Origin of the sequence: Ciceribacter lividus (genome assembly GCF_003337715.1) — a bacterium.
GTDB classification, from domain to species: Bacteria; Pseudomonadota; Alphaproteobacteria; order Rhizobiales; family Rhizobiaceae; genus Allorhizobium; species Allorhizobium lividum.
The window spans coordinates 1-26652 of record NZ_QPIX01000013.1 but is presented as its reverse complement, the minus strand read 5'-3'; the positions used below and the strand labels follow the sequence as shown (position 1 = coordinate 26652).

Annotated in this window: 26 protein-coding genes; 12 read left to right on the top strand and 14 right to left on the bottom strand. The window is 64.4% G+C overall.

Annotation, left to right across the window (positions count from 1 at the left end; translation table 11 throughout):
* The first annotated feature begins 17 nt into the window (after positions 1 to 17).
* From DFR48_RS19265 to DFR48_RS19245, 5 genes are read left to right on the top strand one after another with little or no spacing between them, the layout of a single operon-like run.
* A complete protein-coding gene (locus DFR48_RS19265; protein WP_114364854.1) occupies positions 18 to 965 on the top strand; it encodes an ABC transporter permease in 948 nt (315 codons plus the stop codon).
* The gene (locus DFR48_RS19260; protein ID WP_114364853.1) at positions 962 to 1834 is read left to right on the top strand and encodes an ABC transporter permease; all 873 of its coding nucleotides are present in this window, start codon (positions 962 to 964) and stop codon (positions 1832 to 1834) included. Before DFR48_RS19265 ends, DFR48_RS19260 begins: the two co-directional genes overlap by 4 nt.
* 22 nt (positions 1835 to 1856) lie before the next feature.
* A complete protein-coding gene (locus tag DFR48_RS19255; RefSeq protein WP_114364852.1) occupies positions 1857 to 3641 on the top strand; it encodes a gamma-glutamyltransferase family protein in 1785 nt (594 codons plus the stop codon).
* A gap of 2 nt (positions 3642 to 3643) precedes the next feature.
* Complete coding sequence (locus DFR48_RS19250; RefSeq protein ID WP_114364851.1) at positions 3644 to 4402, top strand: DUF1028 domain-containing protein; 759 nt, start codon at positions 3644 to 3646, stop codon at positions 4400 to 4402.
* A gap of 46 nt (positions 4403 to 4448) precedes the next feature.
* Positions 4449 to 6281 (top strand): ABC transporter ATP-binding protein, encoded by a 1833-nt coding sequence (locus DFR48_RS19245; protein WP_114364850.1) that lies wholly within the window; start codon positions 4449 to 4451, stop codon positions 6279 to 6281.
* 133 nt (positions 6282 to 6414) lie between these two features.
* Here the strand turns inward: DFR48_RS19245 and speB are convergent, their stop codons facing one another.
* The 7 genes from speB to DFR48_RS19210 are packed head-to-tail and all read right to left on the bottom strand — an operon-like array spanning position 6415 to position 12180.
* Positions 6415 to 7365: an agmatinase gene (gene speB, locus DFR48_RS19240; protein WP_114364849.1), complete on the bottom strand. Its 951-nt coding sequence runs from the start codon at positions 7363 to 7365 to the stop codon at positions 6415 to 6417.
* A gap of 1 nt (position 7366) precedes the next feature.
* Positions 7367 to 8146, bottom strand: a complete 780-nt coding sequence (locus DFR48_RS19235) for a creatininase (RefSeq protein ID WP_114364848.1) — start codon at positions 8144 to 8146, stop codon at positions 7367 to 7369.
* A 10-nt stretch (positions 8147 to 8156) separates the two neighbouring features.
* Complete coding sequence (locus DFR48_RS19230) at positions 8157 to 8864, bottom strand: SDR family NAD(P)-dependent oxidoreductase (RefSeq protein WP_114364847.1); 708 nt, start codon at positions 8862 to 8864, stop codon at positions 8157 to 8159.
* Positions 8858 to 9613, bottom strand: coding sequence for an SDR family NAD(P)-dependent oxidoreductase (locus DFR48_RS19225; RefSeq protein ID WP_114364846.1), 756 nt, complete (start codon positions 9611 to 9613; stop codon positions 8858 to 8860). Before DFR48_RS19225 ends, DFR48_RS19230 begins: the two co-directional genes overlap by 7 nt.
* Entirely contained in the window at positions 9610 to 10383 is a 774-nt protein-coding gene (locus tag DFR48_RS19220) for an ABC transporter ATP-binding protein (protein WP_114364845.1), read from the bottom strand. Before DFR48_RS19220 ends, DFR48_RS19225 begins: the two co-directional genes overlap by 4 nt.
* A gap of 7 nt (positions 10384 to 10390) precedes the next feature.
* A complete protein-coding gene (locus DFR48_RS19215; protein WP_114364844.1) occupies positions 10391 to 11173 on the bottom strand; it encodes an ABC transporter permease in 783 nt (260 codons plus the stop codon).
* A gap of 20 nt (positions 11174 to 11193) precedes the next feature.
* On the bottom strand, positions 11194 to 12180 hold the full coding sequence (locus DFR48_RS19210; RefSeq protein ID WP_114364843.1) for an ABC transporter substrate-binding protein: 987 nt from the start codon (positions 12178 to 12180) through the stop codon (positions 11194 to 11196).
* Between the two features lie 107 nt (positions 12181 to 12287).
* Here DFR48_RS19210 and DFR48_RS19205 point away from each other — a divergent pair, with 107 nt between their 5' ends.
* The 5 genes from DFR48_RS19205 (at position 12288) to arsC (ending at position 16917) form a co-directional block, all read left to right on the top strand.
* Complete coding sequence (locus DFR48_RS19205; RefSeq protein ID WP_114364842.1) at positions 12288 to 13190, top strand: LysR family transcriptional regulator; 903 nt, start codon at positions 12288 to 12290, stop codon at positions 13188 to 13190.
* Between the two features lie 1307 nt (positions 13191 to 14497).
* Positions 14498 to 14851 (top strand): ArsR/SmtB family transcription factor, encoded by a 354-nt coding sequence (locus DFR48_RS19200; RefSeq protein WP_114364841.1) that lies wholly within the window; start codon positions 14498 to 14500, stop codon positions 14849 to 14851.
* 37 nt (positions 14852 to 14888) lie between these two features.
* A complete protein-coding gene (locus tag DFR48_RS19195) occupies positions 14889 to 15431 on the top strand; it encodes an arsenate reductase ArsC (protein ID WP_114364840.1) in 543 nt (180 codons plus the stop codon).
* Complete coding sequence (gene arsB / locus DFR48_RS19190) at positions 15431 to 16489, top strand: ACR3 family arsenite efflux transporter (RefSeq protein WP_114364839.1); 1059 nt, start codon at positions 15431 to 15433, stop codon at positions 16487 to 16489. Before DFR48_RS19195 ends, arsB begins: the two co-directional genes overlap by 1 nt.
* 2 nt (positions 16490 to 16491) lie before the next feature.
* Positions 16492 to 16917, top strand: a complete 426-nt coding sequence (gene arsC / locus DFR48_RS19185) for an arsenate reductase (glutaredoxin) (RefSeq protein WP_114364838.1) — start codon at positions 16492 to 16494, stop codon at positions 16915 to 16917.
* A 12-nt stretch (positions 16918 to 16929) separates the two neighbouring features.
* Here the strand turns inward: arsC and DFR48_RS19180 are convergent, their stop codons facing one another.
* Positions 16930 to 18252 (bottom strand): capsular polysaccharide export protein, LipB/KpsS family, encoded by a 1323-nt coding sequence (locus DFR48_RS19180; protein ID WP_114364837.1) that lies wholly within the window; start codon positions 18250 to 18252, stop codon positions 16930 to 16932.
* Between the two features lie 168 nt (positions 18253 to 18420).
* On the opposite strand from DFR48_RS19180, the gene DFR48_RS19175 reads away from it, so the two are divergent.
* Positions 18421 to 18999, top strand: a complete 579-nt coding sequence (locus tag DFR48_RS19175; RefSeq protein WP_114364836.1) for a transglycosylase SLT domain-containing protein — start codon at positions 18421 to 18423, stop codon at positions 18997 to 18999.
* 337 nt (positions 19000 to 19336) lie between these two features.
* Here the strand turns inward: DFR48_RS19175 and DFR48_RS19170 are convergent, their stop codons facing one another.
* A complete protein-coding gene (locus tag DFR48_RS19170) occupies positions 19337 to 20323 on the bottom strand; it encodes a Tim44 domain-containing protein (protein ID WP_114364913.1) in 987 nt (328 codons plus the stop codon).
* Positions 20324 to 20457: 134 nt separating this feature from the next.
* The gene (locus DFR48_RS19165) at positions 20458 to 21063 is read right to left on the bottom strand and encodes a LysE family translocator (protein WP_114364835.1); all 606 of its coding nucleotides are present in this window, start codon (positions 21061 to 21063) and stop codon (positions 20458 to 20460) included.
* A 140-nt stretch (positions 21064 to 21203) separates the two neighbouring features.
* Here DFR48_RS19165 and DFR48_RS19160 point away from each other — a divergent pair, with 140 nt between their 5' ends.
* Positions 21204 to 22136, top strand: coding sequence for an AraC family transcriptional regulator (locus DFR48_RS19160; RefSeq protein WP_170141937.1), 933 nt, complete (start codon positions 21204 to 21206; stop codon positions 22134 to 22136).
* A 60-nt stretch (positions 22137 to 22196) separates the two neighbouring features.
* Here DFR48_RS19160 and serA read toward each other — a convergent pair whose 3' ends face one another.
* The 4 genes from serA to DFR48_RS19140 all read right to left on the bottom strand — a co-directional run bounded on the left by serA (position 22197) and on the right by DFR48_RS19140 (position 26619).
* Complete coding sequence (gene serA / locus DFR48_RS19155; RefSeq protein WP_114364833.1) at positions 22197 to 23792, bottom strand: phosphoglycerate dehydrogenase; 1596 nt, start codon at positions 23790 to 23792, stop codon at positions 22197 to 22199.
* Positions 23793 to 23870: 78 nt separating this feature from the next.
* The gene (locus DFR48_RS19150; RefSeq protein WP_114364832.1) at positions 23871 to 25049 is read right to left on the bottom strand and encodes a phosphoserine transaminase; all 1179 of its coding nucleotides are present in this window, start codon (positions 25047 to 25049) and stop codon (positions 23871 to 23873) included.
* 195 nt (positions 25050 to 25244) lie between these two features.
* Complete coding sequence (locus DFR48_RS19145) at positions 25245 to 26054, bottom strand: outer membrane protein (RefSeq protein ID WP_114364831.1); 810 nt, start codon at positions 26052 to 26054, stop codon at positions 25245 to 25247.
* A gap of 223 nt (positions 26055 to 26277) precedes the next feature.
* Positions 26278 to 26619 (bottom strand): hypothetical protein, encoded by a 342-nt coding sequence (locus DFR48_RS19140; protein ID WP_114364830.1) that lies wholly within the window; start codon positions 26617 to 26619, stop codon positions 26278 to 26280.
* Positions 26620 to 26652: the final 33 nt, after the last annotated feature.

Below are 26652 nucleotides of genomic sequence, written 5' to 3'. Positions count from 1 at the left end.
TCCAGGACCGTGCGCCCATGCATCTCTACATCGGAAAACGGCTGCTCGTTGCCATCCCGACGCTACTGATCGTCTCGATCTTCGTCTTCTCGCTGCAGAAGCTGCTGCCGGGCGATCCCGTCCTCGCCATGGCCGGCGAAGAGCGCGATCCGCAGGTGATCGAATTCCTTCGGGAGAAATACCGCCTGAACGATCCGGTCGTGTACCAGTACGGCTACTGGATCGCCAACGTATTGCAGGGCGATTTCGGCATGTCGCTGCGCACCAACCAGCCGGTGCTGGAACTGATCGGCGAGAAGCTGCCGGTCACCATCCAGCTCGCGGTGATGTCGATGATCTTCGCCTTCGTCATCGGCGTGCCGATGGGCATCCTGGCGGCCGTCAAGAAGAATACCGTCACCGATTATATCGCCAATATCGTCGCGCTGTCGGGCCTTTCGATCCCCAATTTCTGGCTGGGCATCATGCTGATCCTGCTGGTCTCGGTCAGGCTAGGCTGGCTTCCGGCCTCCGGTTACGAATCGATCTTCGTCGACCCCGTGCGCTCGATTGAGACCATGATCATGCCGTCCTTTGTGCTGGGTAACGCGCTCGCCGCCACCTTGATGCGACACACCCGCTCGGCCATGCTGGGCGTCATGAGGGCGGACTACATCCGCACGGCGCGTGCCAAGGGACTGTCGGAACGGGTCGTCATCCTCAGCCATACCTTTCGCAACGCTCTGTTGCCGATCGTAACGCTCAGCGCGCTTCTGTTCGGCGAACTGCTGGCCGGGGCCGTCCTCACCGAACAGATCTTCACCATTCCCGGCTTCGGCAAGCTGATCGTCGATGCCGTGTTCAACCGCGATTACGCCGTCGTCCAGGGTGTCGTTCTGTGCACCGCCGTCGGCTTCATCCTGATGAACCTCGTGGCCGACGTACTCTATGTCCTCCTCAATCCTCGCATGAGGGCCAACCTATGACCACGCTCGACCAGACCGCCGTTGCCGCACCGGCCAGGAGCAGCAATCGCGCATGGCGGAAACTCAAGGCCAACAGAAGCGCCCTTGTCGGCCTCTCCATCATCGTGTTCTTCACCTTGCTTGCGATCGCCGCCCCTCTTCTGCCGATCGTCGATCCGCTGGCGACCAGCTGGACGGCCATTCGCAAGGCACCGTCCGCCGCCCATTGGATGGGCACCGACGATATCGGTCGCGATATCCTGTCCCGCATGATCTGGGGGGCGCAGGCGTCGCTCATGGCCGGTATCTTTTCGGTCGCCATCGCCATCGCCATCGGCGTTCCCTTTGGCTTGATCTCCGGCTATTTCGGCGGGTGGGTCGATCAGGTGATATCGAGGATCACCGAGGCCTTTCTGGCCCTCCCGTTTCTGATCATGGCCATTGCCCTTGCCGCCTTTCTCGGTCCCAGCCTCACCAATGCGATGATCGCGATCGGCCTTTCCGCGATGCCGGTCTTCGTGCGGTTGACGCGCGGTCAGGTTCTCGCGGTCAGGACCGAAGACTATGTCGAAGGCGCGCGCTCGATCGGCCTTGGCCACTTCGACATCATGACCCGATACATCCTGCCGAACATCATGGCGCCGATCATCGTGCAGGCGACCCTGACGGTTGCGACGGCCATCATTGCCGAGGCCAGCCTCTCCTTCCTCGGCCTTGGTCAACAGCCGCCGGCCCCAAGCTGGGGTTCCATGCTCAATGTCGCGAAGAATTTCCTCGACCAGGCACCCTGGATGGCCATGTGGCCGGGGGCCGCAATCTTCCTGGTCGTGATCGGTTTCAATCTGCTCGGTGACGGTCTGCGCGATGCGCTCGACCCCCGGGAATCATGAAGTAATATCGAAGGAACAGTTGATGAGTGACTTTACCACCCGCCCGGAGATCCTCGGCACCTTCGGCGTCGTGACCTCCACCCACTGGATCGCCTCGGCCGTCGGCATGAGCATCCTGGAAAAGGGCGGAAACGCCTTCGATGCGGCCGTTGCATCCGGTTTCGTGCTGCAGGTTCTCGAACCGCATCTGGTCGGCCCCGGCGGAGACATGCCCGGTGTCATCTATTCCGCGAAGAAGGGCAAGGTCGAGGTCATCTGCGCGCAAGGGACCGCACCCGCCGGCGCGACCATCGAACACTACAGCGGCGAAGGCCTGTCGATCATTCCCGGTGACGGGCTGCTGGCGACCGTCATCCCCGGCTCCTTCGATGGCTGGATGCTGATGCTGCGCGACTACGGAACCATGTCGGTGCGCGATGTGCTCGAACCGGCGATCCATTATGCCGAGCACGGCCACCCGGTACTGCCGCGCGTTTCGGCAACGATCAAGGGACTGGCGGGCTTCTTCGAAAAGGAGTGGCCGACATCGTACGAGACCTGGCTTCCGGGCGGTTCCGCCCCCGAGCCCCACGCACTCTTCCGCAATCCGGTCCTGGCTGCCACCTGGCAACGCATCGTCACCGAGGCCGAAAGCGCCAAGGGTCGCGAAAACCAGATCGAGGCGGCCCGCAACGCCTTTTACCGCGGCTTCGTGGCCGAGGCGATCGATACCTATCTGAAAACCGCCGAAGTCATGGATGCCAGCGGCAGCCGCCACAAGGGTGTGCTGACTGCCGGCGACATGGCCGGCTGGAGCGCCACGGTAGAAGAACCGCAGACCTATGACTATCATGGGTGGACCGTCGCCAAGACCGGTCCATGGGGCCAGGGTCCGGTGCTGCTGCAGTCGCTGGCACTCCTGAGCGGCATCGATATCGGCGCCATGGAACCCGGGAGCGCGGAATTCGTCCATACGGTCGTCGAGGCGATGAAGCTCGCTTATGCCGATCGCGAGGTCTATTACGGCGATCCGGCTTTTGCCACCGTCCCGATGGACCGGTTATTGTCGGACAGCTACAACGACGAGCGGCGCAAGCTGATCTCCTCGCAGGCGTCGATGACGCTCCGCCCGGGCAAGCTGCCCGGCTACGAGACCCAATACGATCTCACCATGGAGATGCTGGCCGGCATGTCGGGCACTGGCGCGGTCTACGAGCCGACCATGTCGCACCTGACCGAAAAACGTGGCGACACCGTCCACATCGACGTCATAGACCGCGAGGGCAACATGGTGTCGGTGACGCCGTCCGGCGGCTGGCTGCAATCCTCGCCGATCGTTCCGGGTCTTGGCTTCTGCCTCAATTCCCGTGCCCAGATGTTCTGGCTGAAGCCCGGACTGCCGACCTCGCTGGCACCCGGCAAGCGCCCGCGCACGACGCTGACGCCATCCCTGGCTCTCTACGAGGGCAAGCCGACGCTCGCATTCGGCACGCCGGGTGGCGACCAGCAGGATCAGTGGCAGCTGTCCTTCTTCCTGCGCTACGTTCATCACAGGCAGAACCTGCAGGCGGCAATCGACATGCCGTTGTTCCACACATCGCATTTCCCGGGCTCGTTCTACCCACGCACAAGCCAGCCCGGAAGCCTGATGATCGAAAGCAATATCGGCAGCGATGTCATCGCCGGACTGGCCGCCATGGGCCACCAGATCACGCCGGCCGATCCCTGGACGGTCGGTCGACTGACCGCGGCCAGGAGAGATGCCGACGGTTTGCTGCGCGCCGCAGCCACGCCGCGTCTCATGCAAGCTTATGCAATAGGGAGATAGTCATGACCTGGTCGATTGTCGCACGTGATCCGCAGACGGGCCATCTGGGCGTGGCGGTGGCAAGCCGCTTCTTCGCCGTCGGCGCCGCCGTTCCACACATTCGCGGCCGGGTGGGCGCCATTGCCACCCAGGCCTTCGTCAGTCCCCTTTACGGCACGGATGGCCTTGTCCTGCTGGCCGAAGGCCGTACACCCGAGGAGATCATTTCGGTATTGACGGCCCGCGATGACGGGAGCCAGCAGCGCCAACTGCATCTGATCGACGCTGCAGGACGCAATGCAGCCTTCACCGGATCCAGGTGCATCGACTGGGCCGGGCATATTGTCGACGACAATGTATCCGTTGCCGGCAATATGCTGGCTGGTCCGCAGGTCATCGCCGAGACGCTCAGGGTTTACAAGGCGCTGGCGGATGCGCCTTTCGCCGAGCGATTGCTGGCGGCCATGGACGCCGGAGAAGCGGCCGGCGGTGACAAACGCGGCAAGCAGTCGGCGGCACTCGTGATCTACCGGGACCAGGACTATCCGTGGCTCGACATCCGTGCCGACGACCATCCGGACCCGTTGGCCGAGCTCCGCCGGCTCTATGCTGTCGCGCAGGAGCGCTATCTCCATGTGGCGCAGACCATGCCGACCCGTGAGAACCCTCACGGACTGACGGACCGCACGGAGATCGACCGCAAGATCGCAGAACTGGAGGCTGCGCGCATAGCCGAAGGACGCCCCTCGCCTTCATTCGCAACCCCGCTGAAGCCCGTGTGAACCACCGCCCGACACGCATGACCGGATCAGGAAAACCATGAGCCCCATGACGACAGCAGCCGCCGCCCGAGCCGAGATGCCCGCCGTTCTCTCTGTCGAGGGATTGACGACCTCATTCCTGGTCGACGGCCAATGGCGATCGGTGGTGCGCGACATCTCCTTTGACGTAAAGCCCGGCGAAACCGTTGCCATCGTCGGCGAATCCGGCTCCGGCAAGAGCGTGACATCGCTTTCCATCATGCGTCTGCTGGCCCGGGACACAAGTCGCGTCGAAGGCCGGGTATTGCTGAACGGGCGGGACGTTCTGGCGCTGCCGGAAAAGGAGATGCAGAAGGTGCGCGGCAACGAGGCCGCGATGATCTTCCAGGAGCCGATGACCAGTCTCAACCCGATCTTCACGATCGGGCGGCAGATCTCGGAAGTGCTGACACGGCACAAGGGCATGTCGAAAGCCGAGGCCCGAGCCGAGACTGTCCGCATGCTGGAAAAGGTCCGTATCCCCAACGCCGCGAACCGCTTCGACGAATATCCGCATCAATTCTCAGGCGGCATGCGCCAGCGCGTGATGATCGCGATGGCGCTCGCCTCCAGACCGAAGTTGCTGATCGCCGACGAGCCGACCACCGCGCTCGATGTCACGATCCAGGGCCAGATCCTCGACCTCATCAAGGTACTTCAGGAAGAGGAAGGCATGTCGGTTCTCTTCATCACCCACGACATGGGTGTCGTTGCAGAAATTGCCGATCGGACGATCGTGATGCTGCGTGGAGAGACGGTCGAACAGGGTGCGACCGCGGATGTTTTCCATCGTGGCAAGCATCCCTACACGCGCGCCCTTCTGGCCGCCGTTCCGAAGCTGGGCTCGATGCACGGTCATGCCTGGCCACTGCGCTTTCCCATTGTCGATATCGGGACAGGCAAGGCGAGTGAGCCGACAGAGGTGGCCGACACCGTCGACACTCGCAAGACGCCGGTACTGTCTGTCAAAAACCTCGTGACGCAGTTCCCGATCCGCAGCGGCCTGTTCGGCCGCCAGACCGGCGCCGTGCATGCCGTCGAGGACATCTCGTTCGAGCTCTTCCAGGGCGAGACACTTTCGATCGTCGGGGAATCGGGTTGCGGCAAATCCACGACTGGCCGTTCGATCACTCGGCTGGTCGAGCCGAGAAGCGGCGAAATCCATCTCGACGGCTACAATGTGCTGACGCTGGATCAGCCAAGCCTGCGCGCCATGCGCCGCAGCGTGCAGATGATCTTCCAGGATCCGTTCTCGAGCCTCAACCCGCGCATGACGGTGGGAGCAGCCATCGCCGAGCCCTATCTGAAACACCGGCTCGGGAACAGGCAGGAGGCAAATGAAAAGGTCGCGGATCTCCTGCGGAAGGTTGGCCTCGCCCCGGAGATGATGAGCCGCTATCCGCACGAATTCTCCGGCGGTCAGCGCCAACGCATCGCCATTGCCCGCGCACTGTCGCTCAATCCGAAGGTGATCGTTGCGGACGAAAGCGTCTCGGCGCTGGATGTCTCCATCAAGGCGCAAGTCTGCAATCTCTTGATGGACCTGCAGGAGGAGTTCAATCTCGCTTTTCTGTTCATCAGCCATGACATGGCCGTGGTCGAGCGCATCAGCCACCGGGTCGCGGTCATGTATCTCGGCGAAATCGTCGAGATCGGGCCGCGAGCCGCGATCTTCGACAATCCGCAGCACGAATATACGAAGAAGCTGATGGCAGCCGTCCCCGTGCCGGACCCCGCCCGGCGCAGTTTGAGGCGCAACACGGCCGTCGATGAACTGAAAAGCCCCGTGCGTCCTTCCGGCTACGTGCCACCCCGCCGCGAATACCGGGAAGTCGCCAAGGGGCATTTCGTGCAGGCCTGATCGGCGACACGACATCGGTCCAGCAGATCAGCCGCTGCGGGGCACCCTCCGTGACGATATTAACCGCGCGGACAAGACCGTGCTCGATCTCGAGGTCCAAAACCTTCGGGCAGGCCAGCGCCGTCGGGTCCCGTCACGCCTGGAATTTCGCCGCGATCACGCACATCAGCTCGAACATCATCGTCGCGCCGGCGATCGCCGTCATGCCGGCGAGATCGAAGGGAGGCGCCACCTCGACGACGTCGGCACCGACGATATCGACGCCTTCCAGCAGGCGGATCATCTGCTGCGCCTCGCGCGTGGTGAAGCCGCCGACCTCAGGCGTCCCGGTTCCCGGTGCCATCGACGGATCGATGCTGTCGATGTCGAAGGTCACATAGGTGGGCGCCGAACCGACGATCGCCTTCGCTTCGGCGATCACGTCGGCCGCGCCGCGGCGGGTGAACTCTTCCATGTAGATGATGCGAATGCCCTGCTCGAGAGCCCAGGCGTGCTCGTCGGTCTCATAGATCGAACCGCGAATGCCGATCTGCACCATGCGCTTGGGCTCGAGCAGCCCCTCCTCGATGGCGCGCCGGAACGGCGTGCCATGCGTATAGCGATTGCCGCCGAAATAGGTGTCGTTGGTGTCGGAATGGGCATCGAAATGGATGAGGCCGACCGGCCTGTGCCGGGCCACCGCCCGCAGCACCGGCAGTGTCGTCAGATGGTCGCCACCGGCGGAAAGGGGAATGGCCCCCACCGCGATGATGCTGGCAATCCCTTCCTCGATGCGCTTGAGTGCATCCATCAGGTCGATCGGATTGACGGAGAGGTCGCCCACATCGGCGATATTGGCGAGGCTGAAAGGTGCAATCTTGGAAACGTGATGCACCTTGCGCATCAGGCTCGACTGGCTGCGGATCTCGCGCGGCCCATGCCGGGCGCCGGCCCGGTTGGTGGTTCCGCCATCCCACGGGATGCCGACCAGGGCGATGTCGAGCCCCTCGGCGGTCGGCACGGCCGGAAGCCTCATGAACGTGGCCTGACCGGCAAAGCGCGGAACCTCCGCGGCATCCACCGGCTGATGCTTACCGTTGATCATATTAGCCTCCAATGCCGAATTCGTCTCGAACGATCTGTGTCATGCGGCTGACCACGTCGGTCAGCAGCCAATTGCCTTTTTCAGCCTGCGATCCCGCCGTCATGGACAGCACGCCGGAGGGCGGCACGTCGGCGAGCGGAAGAGGATAGCGATCATAGGGCTTGAACATCGCCGGCCCATCGTGAAGCGACCGGCCGAGATCGACGAGTTCCGGGCGCAGCGCCAGCATCATGGAGGTCTCGATCACGCTCGCATGCTCGAGCTCGATGCCGGGATAGCCATCCGGGAAGATCCGATCGATGGTCGACGGCTGGACGAGATCCCAGTGGTCGAGGCGGAGGATCGTCAGCCCGTCGCAGCGGTCGCGGCCGATCGCATCCAGCGCCAGTTCAATGCCTTCGACCGCGGGCCAGATGTTCTCGTAGTGGCCGTTCACCACCACGATCCGCCGGACTTTCTGCCGGTAGAGCTCGCACAGGACGTCGCGCACCACCAGCGAGAACGTGTGGGCCGTCAGATTGATCGTGCCGCCGAAGGCCGATCCGCCGCCGGTCTTCGGCTGCGATCGGTTGCCATAGGGAATGGTGGGCAGAACCAGCCCGCCGACGGCTCTTGCGACCGTTTCACATATGGAGGTCGGCAGGACGACGTCGACATTGAGTGCCATGTGATGGCCGTGCTGCTCGGTCGCGCCGAGCGGCAGGAATATCGGTGCGCCGCCGGCCACCTTCGCGGCCGCCTCGGGCCATGTCTGCTCCGCCCAGAATACGCTGTCGTTCATCGTGACGTCCTCAAATCATCGCCGCGCCGCCATTGGCGCCCAGGCATTGTCCGGTGAAGAAGGTAGCCCCCGGCCCTGCGAGAAAAACCACGGCTGCCGCCACTTCCTCCGGCCTGCCGATCCGCCCCATGGGATTGGCCGTCTCGGCCGCCTTCTGTGCCACCGTCAGGGTCTCGAAGGCCAGGAGCGGGGTGTCGGTCGGTCCCGGAGCAACGGCATTCACCAGGATCTTCGGCGCGAGTTCCCGCGCCCAGGAGCGGGTCAAGCCGAGGATGGCCGCCTTGGTGGCGCAATAGACGGAGGCGTCCGCCCTGCCGAGATAGGCGAGTTCGGAGGCGATATTGATGATCCGCCCTCCATCGGGCAGATGCGGCAGTGCTTCCCGCGCCACGAGGATTGCCCCCCGCACGTTGACCGCGAACATGCGATCGACATGGGCGGCGCCGATGCTCCCCAGTGGGCATTCCTCGAGTATGCCCGCATTGTTGACGAGGATGTCGATTCCGCCCATTCGCCGCGCGGCTTCGCCGACGCAGGAGACGACCTGACCCTCGTCCGCGAGATCGCAGGCGAGAATGGACCGGTTCCCCTCCTGCGCTCTCAGATCAAGGCCGATGACCGTGGCGCCTTCGGCCGCCAGCGCCTCCGCGACAGCTAGACCGATGCCGCTGGCCGCTCCGGTCACCAGGGCCCTCTTGCCCGTCAACGGCTTCACCATGGAACTTCTCCCCGATCGGCGCCGATCGACTGGCCCGTGATGTTCTTCGCCTTGTCGGACGCGAGGAACAGGTAGATCTCTCCCATGTCGTCGGGTTCCATCAGGCCGGGCAAGGCCTGGCCGCCGACGATGTCTTCGAGAAGGCTGTCTTCGCTGACCCCTTGCGCGGATGCCATCAGCCCCAGCGAACGCATCGAGGCTTCCGTCCTCACCCAGCCGGGGCAGACGGCATTGACGCGGATATTGCGCGGCCCGAGCTCCTTCGCCCAGGTCTTGGTGAGCCCTATGATCGCGTGTTTCGAGGCCACATAGGCGTCGAACTGCGCCTCCGCCACACGCCCCCAGATCGAGGCCGTGTTGACGATCGCCCCACCCGAAGACATGGACTGGAGTGCGCGCCTTGTGACCAGGGCCGTGCCGGCGATATTGATGTCGATGATGCGGCGGAAAGTGGCGAAAGTCTCCGGGCTCGGATCGCCAAGCGGCGTCAGGCGCTCGAGGCCGGCATTGTTGATGAGCACATCGATCGTCGCCACGTCCTTCAATGCGGCGTCGACGCTGGCTCCGTCCGCAATGTCCGCCTGGGCGGCGGTGGCGCCGAGTTCGTCGGCGCGCGCGTGCACCGCAGGGTCATCGGCAATCAGATGGAGCCGCGCACCCTCGCGGTGGAAGGCCCGGGCAATGCCGAGCCCGATCCCGCGGCTTGCCCCGGTGATCACCACCGTGCGATCCGAGAACATGCCCTTCATAGGGGGTCTCCCGTTTCATTGCGGATGAGATGGAGGATCTTGTTGCGAAGGTCGAAGAAGCTCTGCGTTTCGCGGATCTCCAGCGGCCGCTCGACTCCGAGTGCGGCGTTGACGTCGATGTCGGCGACGATGCGCGCCGGCCGTTTCGAGAACAGCACGATGCGGTCAGCAAGGAGCACGGCCTCCTCGACGTCATGGGTGACGAAAATCACCGTCTTTTGCTCGGAGATCTGCAACGCCCTCAGTTGCACCTGCAGGCGTTCGCGGGTCAGGGCATCGAGCGCACCGAACGGCTCGTCCATCAACAGGACTTCGGAACCGGCGGCAAGCGTGCGGGCGATGGCGACGCGCTGGCGCATGCCGCCGGAAATGCGCGACGGATAGGCATCGGCGAATTCCTCGAGGCCCACCAGCTTCAGATAGTGCGCCTTGCGTTCCGCCTTTTCCTGCGCCGAGATATCGGAACGGTAGCGCATGCCAAAGGCGATGTTTTCCGCGACCGTCAGCCAGGGAAAGGAGGAGTAGGCCTGGAAGACCATGCCGCGGCGGCGATCGGGGGCACGGACGATATCGCCGTCGAGCCGAATACGGCCGGTCGTGGGCGTATCGAGCCCGCCCACCATGCGCATCAGCGTGGTCTTGCCGCAACCGGACGGGCCGAGAAAGACGACCAGGCTGCCGCGGCCGATCGAAAGATCGGTCCTTGTCACGACGTTCATAGGGCCGAAGCTCTTGGTGACGCCTTCGAATGCCAAGTAGTTCTCTGCCATGGAGGGCTCACACATATTGGAAGATCCTGCGATGCAGGACACGCAGCAACTGGTCGGTCACCAGACCGACCAGCCCGATGACGAGAACGCCGGCCATGACTTCCGGTGTCTTGACGTAACGGCGTGCCGACCAGATGACGAAGCCGATGCCGGAATCCGCTGCGACGATTTCGGCGATGATGAGATAGGTCCAGCACCAGCCGAGGGTGATCCGGAGATTGTCGAGCAGCGACGGTCCCATGGCCCTGAAGATCACATCCGTCATCACCTGCCGCGACCGCGCACCCACGGTACGGGCCACCTCCACATATTCGTTGGGCACCCGGCGAACGTCGTCCGCCACGAACAGCACGAGCTGAAAGAAGGTACCGAGCCACAGCAGGAAGATCTTGGTGGACTCCCCCACGCCGAACCAGATGATCGACAAGGGCACGAGAGCCGGCACCGGCAGGTAGCGGATGAAATCGATCATCGGTTCGAGCGACGCCCCGACGATGCGATAGCTGCTCATCAGCATGCCGATCGGGATCGCCATCAGCGCGGCCAGCAGAAAAGCCGACCAGACCCGCCCCGCCGAGACCGCCGTGTGCCAGAGGAGGTCCTGCTGCGTCAGCATGCGCCAGAGCGCCGCCAGGACGTCGCCCGGAGACGGCAGGAACTGCGGCTTGACGAGACCCATCCTTGCCACCAGCTCCCAGAACCCCAGCAGGAGCGCCGCCGCCGCCAGACCGACAAGCAGTTCGGCGACGGGCGACTTCCCGCCTCGAAAGGTGAACAGTTTTGCAAACATCCGCGTGTGCCGGTCCGAACTCACTTGCCGACGGTCGCGATGACGGTGCTATCGATCTGCTCGGCGGCCACCAGCTGGTTGTCGGCTGCGCCATTCTCCAGATTGAGCGCCATCAACGTCTCGAAGATCGCAAACAGGCTGCCGGGCTTCGAGGGCTCGCCCATATAGGTCTTGGCTTCCGACAATGTGGTATAGGCCAGACTGCCGTTGACCACGTCCAGTACCTCTTCAGGTGTCAGGCCAAAGCTCGGGGCGGCGATTTCGGCGAACTTCTGTGGTTCGGCCTTGATGAAGTCGACGGCCGAATAGATGCACTTCAGGAAACGCCCATACTTGTCCGGCGAGGCCTTGAGGTCATCGTTGCGCGCAATGATGGCGTCGATGATGAGGCCGCGGTGATCCTTGGAAGAGATCAGCACCTTTGCGCCCTCCCGCGAGGAGGCCTTGATGGCCTGCGACATGAAGGGTTCGTAGGTGGCGACTGCGGCAATGCTCTCGTCGACGAAAACGGCACCCGTATCGGCCGTGGAAATCTCCTTGATGTCCAGATCCTTCAGGGTGAGGCCGGCCTGCTTGAGTTCCATCTGCAGCAGAAGGCGCGAAGGGATATTGGGTTCGGCGGCGATGGTCTTGCCCTTGAGATCGGCAACCGTCTTGATGCTGCCGTCGGCGATCACGCCGTCGCCACCGACCGATTCGTCGATTGTGCCGATAATGATACCGGGCGTCGTCTTGTCGCGCGGACGGCCCTGATACTCGCCGACGCTGCGCATCTGGATCTCGATATCGCCGCGCGCCATGGCCGCCATCACGTTGCTGAGGTCATCTTCGAAGGCGATGGTGACATCGAGCTTCTCCTGTTCGAAGCAACCATTGGCCTGCGCCACATGGACCGGCGCGAAGCCGAGCCAGGTCGGCGCGAGAATGCGGATCTGGTCCGCAGCGAAAACGTTCGTCGACGACACGATCAGGGCGATCGCGGTCGTCAGTCCGAGTGTCTTGTTCATGATGTTCCCCTTTTTTTGAATTTGAGGCAGCGTCATGCATATTCACATTGGAGTAAATCACAATATTTGGGATTATACATCGAAGAACGTCAATGTGAGTTTTGCCAATGCGTCGCCTCGACAATATCGATATCCGCCTGCTTCGCGTTTTCGTCGCGCTTGCGGACGCCAATGGTTTCTCGGACGCGCAACTGGCGCTGAACCTGTCGCAGTCGACGCTGAGCACCCATCTGGCGGAGCTCGAAAAGCGGATCGGCGGCCAGTTGTGTCATCGCGGCAGGCAGCAGTTTCGCCTGACCGAACTCGGCCGCGCCACCTATGACGCGGCCGTCAAGCTGTTCCGCGACATCGACGATTTCACCCAGCGCGTCAGTGCGGCGAGCGGCAATCTTTCGGGCCGGCTGCGTCTGGGCGCGTCGGACGGCGTGATGACCAGCGAGCAGCTCGGAGTACAAAGGGCGATCGCCCAGTTCATGCAGCCGGGTACGGACATTTTCGTCGACCTCGAACTGGGCACGCCCTCGGAGCTCGAACAAAAGGTGGCGGACGGCGATCGCGATATCGCCATCGGTCCGTTTTCACAGCGTTCTCCGGGCCTGACCTACCGGGATTTTGCCAGCGAGCCGCACAATCTCTACTGCGGCCGCGAACATCCGCTGTTCGACAGACCGGACCACGAGATCGACCAGCGGGTCATCTCCGGCGCCCGCTTCTCGGTGCGACGCTACCGCCATTTCGACGACCTCTACCTGGTCGGCCATCCGCGCGCGAGCGCCTCTGTCGTGGCGATGGAAGCGCAGGTCATGCTCATCCTGTCGGGGCAGTTCATCGGTTTTCTGCCCTGCCATTTCGCCGAACCCTGGGTGGCGCGCGGCGAACTGCGCGCCATTCGCCCCGGCGCTTTCGGCTTTTCGTCGATGCACAAGATCGCCTATAGGCGAGAGAACAAGAACAGTCCGCTAATTGCGGAGTTTCTGACCATCCTGGAGCGACTAAAGAGCCCGATCTGACGTGCACAGGAATTCATTGCGGGGTTCGCAACCAATCCCGGATCTGGCAGAGCTCGTCAGCATCTGATTTCAACCGTCGCACGGTATTGAGGGAACCGCTCTCCCGCTACGACTCTTCCTTTCTTTTCAAAGATCTGGGCCTTCGATCATCGCCGGTCGATCGCATTGCCCGACAGACACGCCGGTGCATTCACGCGCGGTCTCCCGCCGTGGTGTCCGGCATTTCGGTTCCCCCTTCTGCCCTTTCGGACGCGGGGGATCGGACGGGGCGCTGAAAGCTGCCTCGTAAGTTATTTTATATGGCACCTCTCAGCGCCCCGTTCGGCGTTCTTGCCCGCTGCATGCGTCTCTCTGGCAAGGCGGCGCCTTTGCCGAAACTTGAAGTCTCGGCATCGGCCGGCGCGGATCGGCATCGAGCGCGCATCCGTCCGGTGACGGACCTTCGCTGACGCCTGGCCGGTGGCCCGGGAGGTTCCCGCCGGATGGTACCGTCCGGCCTGACCCTCGCCGGCAGATGAGCCGGGATCATTGGCGATCCTTAGGCTCACCCCGCCGTCTTTTTCGCCGGGGGGCTTTTTCAAGCTCCCAGGGCGCCTGTCTGTGTGCCTCCAAGGCACGCCCGCGTTAGCGGCGGTGACGGCGAGCCGGTCCGGACCGTTTCGCCTTCCGCCTCCCGCGGAGGGAGACCGTTGCAGCGGCCGGAGCTTTCGACCTGCGACAGTCGTCCACCCCGGCGCCGGTCCCGCCTCGCCGGACTTCGCATGGTCCGGTGTATCCGATGGCGGAACGGGGTGACTCTACGACAGGTCGGAAGGGGGTGAATAAAAAAGGGTGTCGGGGATTGATTCTGTTGGGGAATTTTTGCGGTGAGCCGAAGGTGGGGGGCGCTCACCCCCCTCTGTCCTGCCGGACATCTCCCCCACAAGGGGGGAGATCGGCTGCGGCCGGCGTTGCAGTCAGTCGTGAGTGCGAAGGTAAGGGACACAACGAGCGTCTGGGGATCCTCGGGTCGAGCCCGAGGATGACGGGAGTGCGGGAATCGTGGCCCCAAAGAGGCGTTGACGTGATCGGGGAGGACGACGCGGCGCTCGAGACAGATGCCGAGCTTGCACAGACCTCTCGGTAGGGCACTCAAGCGACACATGAAAAGTCGTCATCCTCGGGCTTGACCCGAGGATCCACGCCGTCCTGCCAATCGCGCTAGGGTGTCCTTGCAGCAGGGGGAGCTGGGCCAATGTGATGGATACGCGCCCTCCCCCCCACATCCCGCGCCTTGACACGCCAGATTCATCCATTATTCTGGATATATGGATGAGAAAAACGTCATCGCGGCGCTGGCCGCCCTTGCCCAGTCGACCCGGCTGCAGACCTTTCGCCTGCTGGTGGCGTGCGAGCCGGACGGCGTGCCGGCGGGAGAGTTGGCGCGGCTTGCCGGCGTGCCGCAGAACACCATGTCGGCGCATCTTTCGACGCTGGCCCAGGCCGGACTGGTCACGGGCGAACGGCAGGGCCGCTTGATCCTCTATCGCGCCGATCTCGCCCGTTTCCGGGCGATGATGCTTTATCTCCTCAAGGACTGCTGCGGCGGCAATGCCGAACTCTGCGCGCCGCTGATCGCCGATCTCGCACCCTGCTGCCCGCCTGCCGCTCACGCGAAATAACCACGCTCACGCCCGAACCAACCGACGGACGACGACCATGACCGACAAGACCTACAACGTGCTTTTCCTCTGCACGGGCAATTCCGCCCGCTCCATTCTCGCCGAGGCGATCCTGGCAAAGGAGGGGAACGGACGCTTCCGCACCTTCTCCGCCGGCAGCCGGCCAAAGGGCGAGGTGCATCCGCTGGCGCTGAAGACCCTCGCCGCCCTCGGCTACCCGACCGAGGGCTACCGCTCCAAGAGCTGGGACGAGTTCGCCGAACCTGGTGCCCCGGAGATCGATTTCATCTTCACCGTCTGCGACAACGCCGCAGGCGAGGCCTGCCCGGTCTGGCCCGGTCATCCGATGACCGCCCATTGGGGCGTCGAGGACCCGGCGGCCGTCGAAGGCTCCGACCTCGAGAAGGAACGCGCCTTCGGCCAGGCCGCCCGCTTCCTGAAGAACCGCATCACCGTCTTCACCAGCCTGCCGCTTTCCTCGATCGACAAGCTCGCGCTGCAAACGCGGTTGAAGCAGATCGGCACCATGGAAGGCGCAAGCCATGCTGCCGCCGACGCGGCCGGCGGAAAGGTCGCCTGATGTCCAGCTTCGAACGCTACCTCACCGTCTGGGTCGGCCTCTGCATCGTCGCCGGCATCGCGCTTGGCCATCTCTTCCCGCCGCTCTTCCACGCGATCGGCGCGCTGGAGGTCGCCAAGGTGAACCTGCCGGTCGCCGTGCTGATCTGGCTGATGATCGTGCCGATGCTCCTGAAGATCGACTTCGCAGCCCTTGCCGAAGTCGGCCGCCACTGGCGCGGCATCGGCGTCACCCTGCTGGTCAACTGGGCGGTCAAGCCCTTCTCGATGGCACTGCTCGGCTGGCTTTTCGTCGGCTGGCTCTTCCGCCCCTACCTGCCGGCGGGCCAGATCGATTCCTACATCGCCGGCCTCATCATCCTCGCCGCCGCCCCGTGCACGGCGATGGTCTTCGTCTGGTCCAACCTGACGAAGGGAGAGCCGCATTTCACGCTGACGCAGGTGGCGCTGAACGATGCGATCATGGTGGTCGCCTTCGCGCCGATCGTCGCCCTCCTGCTCGGGCTTTCGGCGATCACCGTCCCGTGGGACACGCTGGTGCTTTCGGTGGTGCTCTACATCGTCATCCCGGTCGCGGTGGCGCAGATCCTGCGGCGGCGGCTGCTTTCCGCCGGCACACCGATCCGGCTCGAGCGCCTGCTCGCGAAACTGCAGCCGCTGTCGCTCGTCTCGCTGCTCGCGACCCTCGTCCTGCTCTTCGGTTTCCAGGGCGAACAGATCATCGCGCAGCCGGCGGTCATCGGCCTGCTCGCGGTGCCGATCCTGATCCAGGTCTATTTCAACTCGGGGCTCGCTTATCTCCTCAACCGCTGGTCCGGCGAAGAGCATTGCGTCGCCGGCCCCTCGGCCCTCATCGGCGCCTCGAACTTCTTCGAGCTCGCCGTCGCCGCCGCGATCAGCCTCTTCGGCTTCCAGTCGGGTGCGGCGCTCGCCACCGTCGTCGGCGTGCTGATCGAGGTGCCGGTCATGCTGTCGGTCGTCTGGATCGTCAACCGCAGCAAGGGATGGTACGAACGCGGCGGCGCCGTCTCCCACGGCATCTCCACCGAAAAGGCCTGAACATGGACGTCGTCATTTATCACAACCCCGCCTGCGGCACCTCGCGCAACACGCTGGCGCTGATCCGCCATGCCGGCATCGAGCCGACCGTGGTGGAATACGTGAAGACCCCGCCGGGACGGGAGGTGCTTGCCGCCATGATCCGCGACGCGGGGCTCTCCGTCCGCGAGGCGATCCGCGAGAAGGGCACGCCCTATGTCGAACTCGGCCTTGCCGATCCGGCGCTCACCGACGAGCAACTGCTGGACGCCATGCTCGCCCATCCGATCCTGATCAACCGGCCCTTCGTGGTGACACCGCTCGGGACCCGCCTCTGCCGGCCCTCGGAAGCCGTACTCGACATCCTGCCCGCCGACGCCTTCAAGGGCGGCTTTGCCAAGGAGGACGGCGAACAGGTGCTGGACACGGACGGCAAGCGTCTCGCCTGAACCGAAATACCGCTAGCCTTCCGAAGGTGCCCGGTCGAAACCGTCCGCAAAGCGGTCGTCGTCGAACGGATAGAGGAGCCGCCCGAGCCTTCGGAAGCCGGGATCGGAAAGCTCACGGAAGAAGCCGATCGGGTCGCTGCGGTAGCTCGCCGCATCCTCCGGCGAGCCGAGGCGGGCGACGAGCGGCGCGACGAGCGGCGGCAGAAGATGCCGCCAGCCGAGGAGGCCGTAGGGACCGGCGGGGCGCCAGGGTGCGGCGCGCCGACGCGTTCCGACGAGCCGCCGGCTTTCTGCCGGCACCCCCTCATCGCGCCAGGCGACCATCTGAGCGAGGCACGCCTCGAAGCTGCTCACCGCCCCCGTCAGCGGATCGAAATAGCGCGGATAGAGGAGATAGACGCCGGCAAACAGCGCCTCGAGGCTGAGCCTGCGACCGCGCCGCGGATTGGCCTGCCGGTCATCGGTGAGGCCCCAACCGGCATAGAAGGGCGAGCCGATCACCGTCACCGGCTTGCCGCGCAGGAGCGCCTCGAAGCCGGCGAGCGAGGTGATGGCATAGACGTGGTCGGCGGCCTCCAGCACGTCGGCAAGCGGCACCGGATCGGTCAGGATCTCGCAGAGATGGGCGACCTCCCTCGGATCGGACTGCGCCTTGCGGACGCCTTTCAGCACGTCGGGATGCGGCTTGTAGACGATCCGGGCGCCGGGGTTCTCCGCGGCGGCGAGCCGCACGAGATCGTTGTTGCGGAAGAGCCGGTCGCAGCCGACGCGGATCGAGGCGTCGTCCTCCACCTGCCCGATCGCGAGCACGGTGCGGCGTCCGTCGCCCCTTGCCGGTGACGTCACCCCCGATGCCTGCGGCGCGTTGTACTTGCTGACCCGGCTCTCGAGGAGGGCCGCAATCCCGGCGCTTGCCCGCGCCAGAAGCGCGGGATCGGCTTCGAAATCATGAGTTCTCAGAAGGTCTTCGAGGCCGGAAGGGCCGCGGGCGTCGAAATAGGGACGCTTGCCGTCGACCGTCAGCGAGAAGGGTGCGCTCTGCCCGGCGCTCGACTGCAGCGAGCGCAGGAAGCCGTCCTCGACGAAGTGGATGGGAATGCCGTGCGTGGCGGCGTGGGCACGCGCCGCCTCCGGCAGATTCGGCCCCCAGACCACGAAGGCGGTCTTGCCGAGCGCGGCGATCCGCGGCGCCCAGACGGTGCGGAACTCGTCGTCACCAAGATGAAAGGGGATGTAGTGGAAGCGCCATTCCGGGAAATAGGCCTCCATCAGCCGCCTTTTCCATTGGTGGATATGGAAGGCGACGACCGGCAACGGCGTCGGCCGGGTGCTCATTCTATGTTCCTTGCTCGCTGGCCACGGACAACCTGAGACTGCCTTTACCCTGTCTTCACGCGGGACGCCAGTTCCGCCGGCGAAGCGGCACGGCGACGCAAAAGGCGATCGGAAAACCTTTCGTTAAATTTTACCTAATAGGATTGCCAGTCGAAGTGAGGATTAGCGATGCGTGGCGTAATTGTCGTTGGCCTTCTGCTGGCATTGACTGCTTGTGCGAAACCGCCGAGCCAGACGAAAAATGCCTGCGCGATATTCGAGCAGCGCGACGGGCTGTTCAACAACTGGCGACGGGCGGCAAAAAGTGCCGAACGGGAATACGGCGTGCCCGTGCCGATCCTGATGGCGACGATCTACACGGAATCGAATTTCAGGCACAATGCGCGCCCACCGCGCACCAAGCTCCTCGGCTTCATTCCGTGGAAACGGAAATCCACCGCCTACGGCTATTCGCAGGCGCTCGACGGCACCTGGGAGCGCTATCAGCGCGAGACCGGCCGCTGGAGTGCGCGGCGCACCGATTTCTCCGACGCGATGTCCTTCATCGGCTGGTATCACCGCGAAAGCGCGATGAAGAACGGCATTCCGCTCAACGACCCCTACCAGCTCTACCTCGCCTACCATTCCGGCCATGTCGGCTACGCCAAGGGCAGCTGGAGGAACAACAGCGAGGCACTCTCCGGCGCCAAGCGCTTCACCGAGATCACCTATACCTACGCGCGGCAGCTGCAGAGCTGCCCGGATTGAAGAGGCCGCTCGGGAGCCTGAAGCGCTCGTCCCCACCGGCGATGCCTTTGCTCAGTACGGCGTGGATCCTCGGGTCAAGCCCGAGGATGACGGCGTATCTGCAAGACCCGTGCCCAAATGCAGCTTGTGGGGCGGTGATGACGTTCCACGACGTGATGCCTGGAACTCGCGCACACGGCCTGGTGGGGTACCTTGCGAGTCATGAAAGGTCGTCATCCTCGGGCTTGACCCGAGGATCCACGGGCGCACGCGACGTCCTTGCTCCCCCCTCATCGCCTCGCATACGCTCGGCACTTCTCCCCGCCGGGGAGAAGAGAGAGTTCCAGACCGGTGGCGTTTATTCCGCGTCGCCCGCCGCCTGGATGGCGGAGATCTGCCAGTCGGCGCCCTGCCGGCGGGTGAAGGTCCAGATCTCGGTTGATTCGGAGAGATTGTCCGGGTCGCCACTCACCACCTTGCCGGTCGCGCGGTCACGCAGCACGTCGATGCTCTCGTAGCGCATGGCGACAGTCGCATAGTCGACATTGCCCTCGCGCCAGGCTTCGGCGACATCGCCCTGCAGAAGCCGGACGTCGCGCACCTCGTTCTTGACGCCCTTCGTGGCGTTCTCGCTCAATTCTTCGGCAAGATAGGACATCGCCTCGGGCGTGGTGATGCGGCGAAGTGCGGAATAGTCCTCGGCCATGTAGGCGGTCTGCATTTCCTTGAGCAAACCGTCGAACCGGTCGAGATCGGCCTGGCTTATGCCGATCTCGTCGGCGGAGGCCGACGGCGTGCGCGGCGCGGCGGACGCGGACGAGCCGCCGAAATCGACGCCGCCCATGCGCGGGATATGAAAGCCGGGGCCGCTCGCCACATTGCTGCGCGCCGAAGCGCCGGCGCCAGAATAGGCGGTCTGATTGTTGCCGAACATGCGCATGAAGAAGCGGATCGCAAAGAAGATCAGCGCGCCCTGCAGCAGCAGGCCGAGGAAGCCGAAGCCGCCGCCGATGCCGTGGCCGAGCAGCATGCCGAACAGGCCACCCGTCAGCAGGCCGCCCATCAGGCCGCCCGCGAGACCGCCGAACAGGCCACCGGTGCGCCCCGTCTGGCTCGGTGCGGCCGCCGGACGCGTGGCCTGGCTCTGCGGCGTCATGCTGCGCTCGATCGGGGAAGCCGTCGCGGGAGCCGTGCGGGTGACAGGCGGTGCGCTGTAGGTGCGGGTGCCGCGGCTGCCGAAGCCACCGAAGCTTCCGGCGCGCCGCGCCTCGGCGAGATCGGCCACGCTGACGACGACCGCGAGCGCGATCGCCAGGATCCCGAAGAACTTTCCGTATTGCCGCATCATGCCTTCCTGCATTCCTCCGTCGCCGGGGTGGCGACCGATACGCCCACCATATGGAGGCGGCGGACGCGGAGTTGAAGGGCAAGACGCCGAAATCAACCGGAAAGTCTCGGCCCGCGACGGATGAGCCCGGCTCATGTCCCGATGAAGACCGGCACCATTGAGGCGACCAGCAAGACGGCCATCGCCACATTGAACGGAACGACGTACTTTCCTTCGCCGAGCAGTCGCTTCAGCATCTGGCCCGAAATCGACCAGACGCCGATCGACGGCACGTTCACCACCGCGAAGACGAGGATCAGCAACATGAGGCTGGCGAGATAGCGGGACGGATCGGTGTAGGAAACCGTGACGATCAGCGCCACCGCCCAGGCCTTCGGATTGACGAGCTGGAAGAGCGCCGCCTCGATAAAGCCGATCGGCCGCGCCATGGAAGGATCGCCGGCGTTGCCCGAAGCGCCGCTCCGGGCGATCTTCAAGGCGAGCCAGAGGACATAGACCGCGCAGATGATCTTGAGCGCGAGGTAGACGGCAGGCGACATCGCCAGGACTTCGCCGAGCCCGAGACCGACCAGCAGGACCATCGACAGGAAGCCGCAGGTGATACCGAAGAGGAGCGGCAGCGAACGGACGAAGCCGAAATTCATGCCGGAGGCGAGCAACATGACGTTCGACGGCCCCGGGGAAATCGACATGACGAGCGCAAAGCCGGCAAGGGCGAGGAGATTTCCGGAGAACATGGGGACCTCTCGGGCAGTGAGCTTCAGGGGCTTTCCGATCGGCGACACCCGATCACGCTCCGGATATTGACATCATCGAAATGCAGACGCAGCCTCGGATTGTCTCGTATTTTTATCCGATCGTCCCGAGATCGATGGCCATGAATAAGAATGACATTCTAACTGGCATATTTTCGGCGCTCCGTCTCGAAACCCGGCTCTATTTCGAGGCGGCGTTCCCGAAGGCGTTTTCGGTCGCCCTGCCGAGAGAGCGGCAACACATCCGCTTCCATCTGGTGCTCGACGGCGACGCCTGGATCCGCGCCGAAGACGAAGAGCCGCAGAGGCTCGTCGAAGGCGATCTCGCGATCGTGCCGCACGGCAGCGCACAGATCGTTTCCGACACCCCGACGCGGCCACCCGTCGACCTCGCCGAAGTGCTGGCGCGGCATCCGCCGGAAGAGGGCGTGCTAAGCACCGGCGGCAATCCGGCGACGCGCCTGCTCTGCGGCTTCTGCGCCTTCGACGAAGCGATCGCCCACCCGCTGATTGCCGGGCTGCCGGCGCTCCTGGTCGTGCGCCCGGCCGAACTCAGGGACGAAGCCGCGGCCGCCGCAGCGCTCCGGCTGCTGGCGATGGAGGCGACCAATCGCCGCGAAGGCATGCCGGCCGTCGTCATGCGGCTCGTCGAGATCATCCTGATCCAGACGATCCGCCGCCTTTCTTCGGAAGACGATCAGCGCATCGGTTTTGTCGCGGCACTCGCCGACCGGCGGCTCTCGCGCGCCCTTTACGCCATGCACGACGCGCCGGAGCGCGACTGGACCGTCGAGCTGCTGGCGAAGGTCGCGGGCATGTCCCGCAGCCGGTTTGCCACAGAATTTGCCGAGGATGTCGGCCGGACGCCGATCGAGTACCTCACGGCCTGGCGGCTGGCGAAGGCAAGAGCGCTGCTCGCCCGCTCGGGACTGGACATCGCCGAGATCGCGGAGCGCTGCGGCTACCGGTCCCTGCCCTCCTTCTCGCAGCGTTTCAAGGCGACCTTCGGCGTCTCGCCGGCACGCTTCCGCCGGGAGAGCCGCGGGCAGGCATGAAAAAGCCCGGCGCGGAGGCGTCCGCGCCGGGCTCCGGTCACTTCCCTGGGAGGAGGAAAATCAGTCGACGTTGAAGATCAGCGGCTTCGCCTGCTTGATCGCGTGGTGGGCGGTCAGCTTGTCGAGGACATCCTGCCTGACCGGCTCGTCAACATAGAGAAGCGCAATCGCATCCCCGCCTTCCTTCTCGCGGCCGAGCTGGAAATTGGCGATGTTGACCCCGGCATCACCGAGCGTCGTGCCCATGAAGCCGATCATGCCGGGAACGTCGGTGTTGGCGATGTAGATCATGTGCGCGCCGACATCGGCATCCATGTTGATGCCCTTGATCTGGATGAAGCGCGGCTTGCCATCGGAGAAGACCGTGCCGGCGACCGAACGGGTCTGGCGCTCGGTGACGACGGTGAGCTTGATGTAGCCGTCGTAGACGCCGGTCTTGTCGCGCTTGACCTCGGAGAGCACGATGCCCTTCTCCTTGATCATGATCGGAGCCGAGACCATGTTGACGTCGGAGACCTGGTTGCGGATGAGGCCGGCGAGCAGCGCGCTCGTCAGCGCCTTGGTGTTCATCGTCGCGGTGATGCCGTCGTAGAGGATCTCGATTTCCTTGATCGGGCTTTCCGTGACCTGGCCTGCAAACGAGCCGAGCACGTCGGCCAGCCGGATGAACGGCTTCAGGATCGGCGCCTCTTCCGCCGTGATCGACGGCATGTTGATGGCGTTGGAGACCGCGCCCTTGATCAGGTAGTCGGACATCTGCTCGGCAACCTGGAGCGCAACGTTCTCCTGGGCTTCCGTCGTCGAGGCACCGAGATGCGGCGTGCAGACGACGTTCGGCAGGCCGAACAGCGGGCTTTCCGTCGCGGGCTCGACCTCGAAGACGTCGAAGCCGGCGCCGGCGACATGGCCCGACTTGATCGCTTCGGCAAGCGCCGCCTCGTCGACCAGGCCGCCGCGGGCGCAGTTGATGATGCGCACGCCGGGCTTCGTCTTGGCGATCGCATCCTTGCCCAGGATGCCGCGTGTCTTGTCGGTCATCGGCACGTGCAGGGTGATGAAGTCGGCGTGGGCGAGCAGTTCGTCGAGCTCGACCTTGGTCACGCCCATTTCCTCGGCGCGCTCCTTCGACAGGAAGGGGTCATAGGCCAGCACATGCATGCCGAGCCCGATCGCCTTCTTGCAGACGATGCCGCCGATATTGCCGGCGCCGATGACGCCGAGCGTCTTGCCGGTGATCTCGACACCCATGAACTTCGACTTCTCCCACTTGCCGGCCTGGGTCGAGGCGTCGGCGGCGGGGATCTGGCGGGCGACCGCGAACATCAGCGCGATGGCGTGTTCGGCGGTGGTGATCGAGTTGCCGAACGGGGTGTTCATGACAATGATACCGCGGCGCGAGGCGGCCGGGATGTCGACATTGTCGACGCCGATGCCGGCGCGGCCGATGACCTTCAGGTTGGTCGCAGCCGCGATCAGCTTCTCGGTCGCCTTGGTGGCGGAGCGGATGGCGAGACCATCATAATTGCCGATGATCTCGGCGAGCTTTTCCTTGTCCTTGCCGAGCTTCGGCTGGAAATCGACTTCGACGCCGCGATCGCGGAAGATCTGGACGGCGGTTTCCGAAAGTTCGTCGGATACGAGAACGCGAGGTGCCATGACGAGGCCTCCTTCAAAGAGTTCGTGTGTCAAAATTCGGGAAAGAGGGCTTCGCCCGCGGGCGAAGCCGGATCGGCGTCAGGCCGCAGCCTTGGCAAGGGTCGCCTTCTGGGTCCGGTAGGCCCAGGCGAGCCAGGGCATCAGCGCTTCCATGTCGGCCTTCTCGATGGTGGCACCGGCCCAGATGCGAAGTCCGGACGGCGCGTCACGATAGGCGCCGATGTCGTAGGCGACGCCTTCCTTGTCGAGCAGGTTGACAATGCCCTTGGCGAAGGCGGCCTGTGCGTCGGCGTCGAGCGCCAGCACTTGCCTGTCGACGATCGTCAGGCAGACGGAGGTGTTGGAGGCCGTCGCCGGGTCCTTGGCGAGATTGGCGATCCAGTCGTTCGCCGCAACGAAGTCGGCGATCACCTTCGCATTGGCATCGGCACGGGCCATCAGGCCTTCGAGGCCGCCGATCGACTTGGCCCAGAGGAGCGCGTCGATATAGTCCTCGACGCAGAGCATCGACGGCGTGTTGATGGTTTCGCCGGTGAAGATACCCTCGATCAGCTTGCCGCCCTTGGTCATGCGGAAGATCTTCGGCAGCGGCCAGGCCGGCGTATAGCTTTCGAGACGCGCGACGGCGCGCGGCGAGAGGATGAGCATGCCGTGGCCGCCCTCCCCGCCCAAAACCTTCTGCCAGGAGAAGGTGACGACGTCGAGCTTGGCGAAATCGAGGTTCTGGGCGAACGCCGCCGAGGTGGCGTCGCAGATCGTCAGGCCCTTGCGGTCCGCCGGGATGAAGTCGGCATTCGGGACGCGGACGCCCGAGGTGGTGCCGTTCCAGGTGAAGACCACGTCGCGGTCGAAATCGACGGCGGAAAGGTCGGGGAGTTCGCCATAAGCCGCTTCGAACTTGCGGACGTCCGGAAGCTTCAGCTGCTTGACGACGTCGGTGACCCAGCCGGCACCGAAGCTTTCCCAGGCGAGCATGTCAACGCCGCGCTCGCCGAGCAGCGACCAGAGCGCCATTTCGACGGCGCCGGTATCGGAAGCGGGCACGATGCCGATGCGGTAGTCCGCCGGCACGTTCAGAATTTCGCGGGTGAGGTCGATGGCCTGCTTCAGCTTGGTCTTGCCGACCTTGGCGCGGTGCGAACGACCGAGCGGAGCATCAGCGAGCGCTTCGAGCGACCAACCGGGGCGCTTCGAGCAGGGGCCAGAAGAAAAGTGAGCATTCGCCGGACGCGCGGCGGGGGCGACGATATCAGCCATATAGATACCCTTCCAGGTAATTAGCCTCTCGTTGGGGAGAGGTGTCCCGCCGTCGTCGTTAGTCCTCCACCCTTTTCCAGTCAAGCGCTTTGTGTCGCGATCCGGAAAATTTTTGCCGCAACCGTTGCAGTGCGAATGTCACACGCCGCCGGCGCGCGGTCCGGCGATATCCGTTCCGTGATGAAAAAGGGCCTCTTACCAGAGGCTCACGCGCACGCCGGCGCGGAATTCGTGACGCCGGAGGCCGCCGTCCTCGCCCGAGCTGCCGCCGGAGAACATCGCTCCGCCGGCGATGTCGGAAAAGCGATAGCCGATATCGAGCTTCACGCGGTCGCTGACGCTGTAGCTGACGCCGGCCATCAGGGCGTAGGTGAAGCGCCAGCCGTCCTCGCCGCCGTAGCGCTCGTCGGCAAAGGTCGCGCCGCCGCAGGCGCCGGCGCCGTCGACGCAGTTCGCGCTTGCGGTAAAGCTTCCCCAGGCGACATGGGTCGCGCCGATGCCGGCGCCGACATAAGGGGTGAAGCCGGAGACGTTCAGGAGATCGACGTAACCGTTCGCCATGAGGCCGTAGGCGCGGAAATCCGCCTTGCCGCCATAGGAGCACCCGGTGCCCGCAGGTGCGGCACCCGAACAGGGCTGTGTGGCGCGTCCGGAGCCTTCGAACGTGCCCTCGAAGAACTCGCCCGTGAGATCGGCGCGGAAGAGGTCGTTGAACTGGTAGCCGATGCCGGCGCTGCCGGCGAGCGGCCTGCCGAATCGCGAATCATCGAAATCGCCCGAATTGAGGAGCGCGCCGCCGCCATCGTTGAAACGGTAGGAGGCATCGTCGTCGCCGGTCCAGCCGGCATAGCCGAGATCGGCGCGCAGATAGAGCCCGGCCTTGGGCTCGCCCGCGGTGATGTCGACTTCCGGCGCGTCGATGAGATCCTCGTCCCCGGCACGCACCGGTCCGGCGACGGCGGTAAAGGCAAGGGCGGTGATTGCAAAAAGGCGGGCCGGCTTCATGGCATTTTCCCTGTTCGGGCAAGCGCACGCCGCCCGGACCAACGATCATCTGCCCGCACTATGCCGGCGACTGGTTAACCCGCCGTTAAGCATATCTGTTAAGCATCTTCGTTAGGAAAGGCGCCCCACCAAACGCGGAAAGGCCGCCCGAAGGCGGCATCGTCCCGTCGACGCCCCCGGCTGTCAAGCGAGGAGGCAATGCCGGAAGCGTTCCGGACGACGATCAATCGTCGTTGTCGTTGCCGCCGTTGTGGTCGCTGCCGCCGTCATGGCCGCCACCGTGGTCGCTGTCGTTACCGCTGTCATGGCCGGCACCGTTGTCGTTCTCGCCACGGCCGTTGTCGTCGTTGCCGTTGCGTTCATTGCGTTCGTTGCGCTCGCGGTTGCGCTCGGTATGGCCCATGCCGTTGTCGTCGTTCGAACGGTCGCTCCGTACAGACGAGGAATCGTGGCCGAGGCACTGAGCAACGGTGGAGCAACCTTCGCTCGCCATCGCCGGAGCAGAAAGCAGCGAGGAAGTGGAAGCGGCGAGAAGGGCGGCGAATACTGCGATGTAGGTCTTCATTGGTCAGTCCTCCGTGTTGAATATGGGATCATG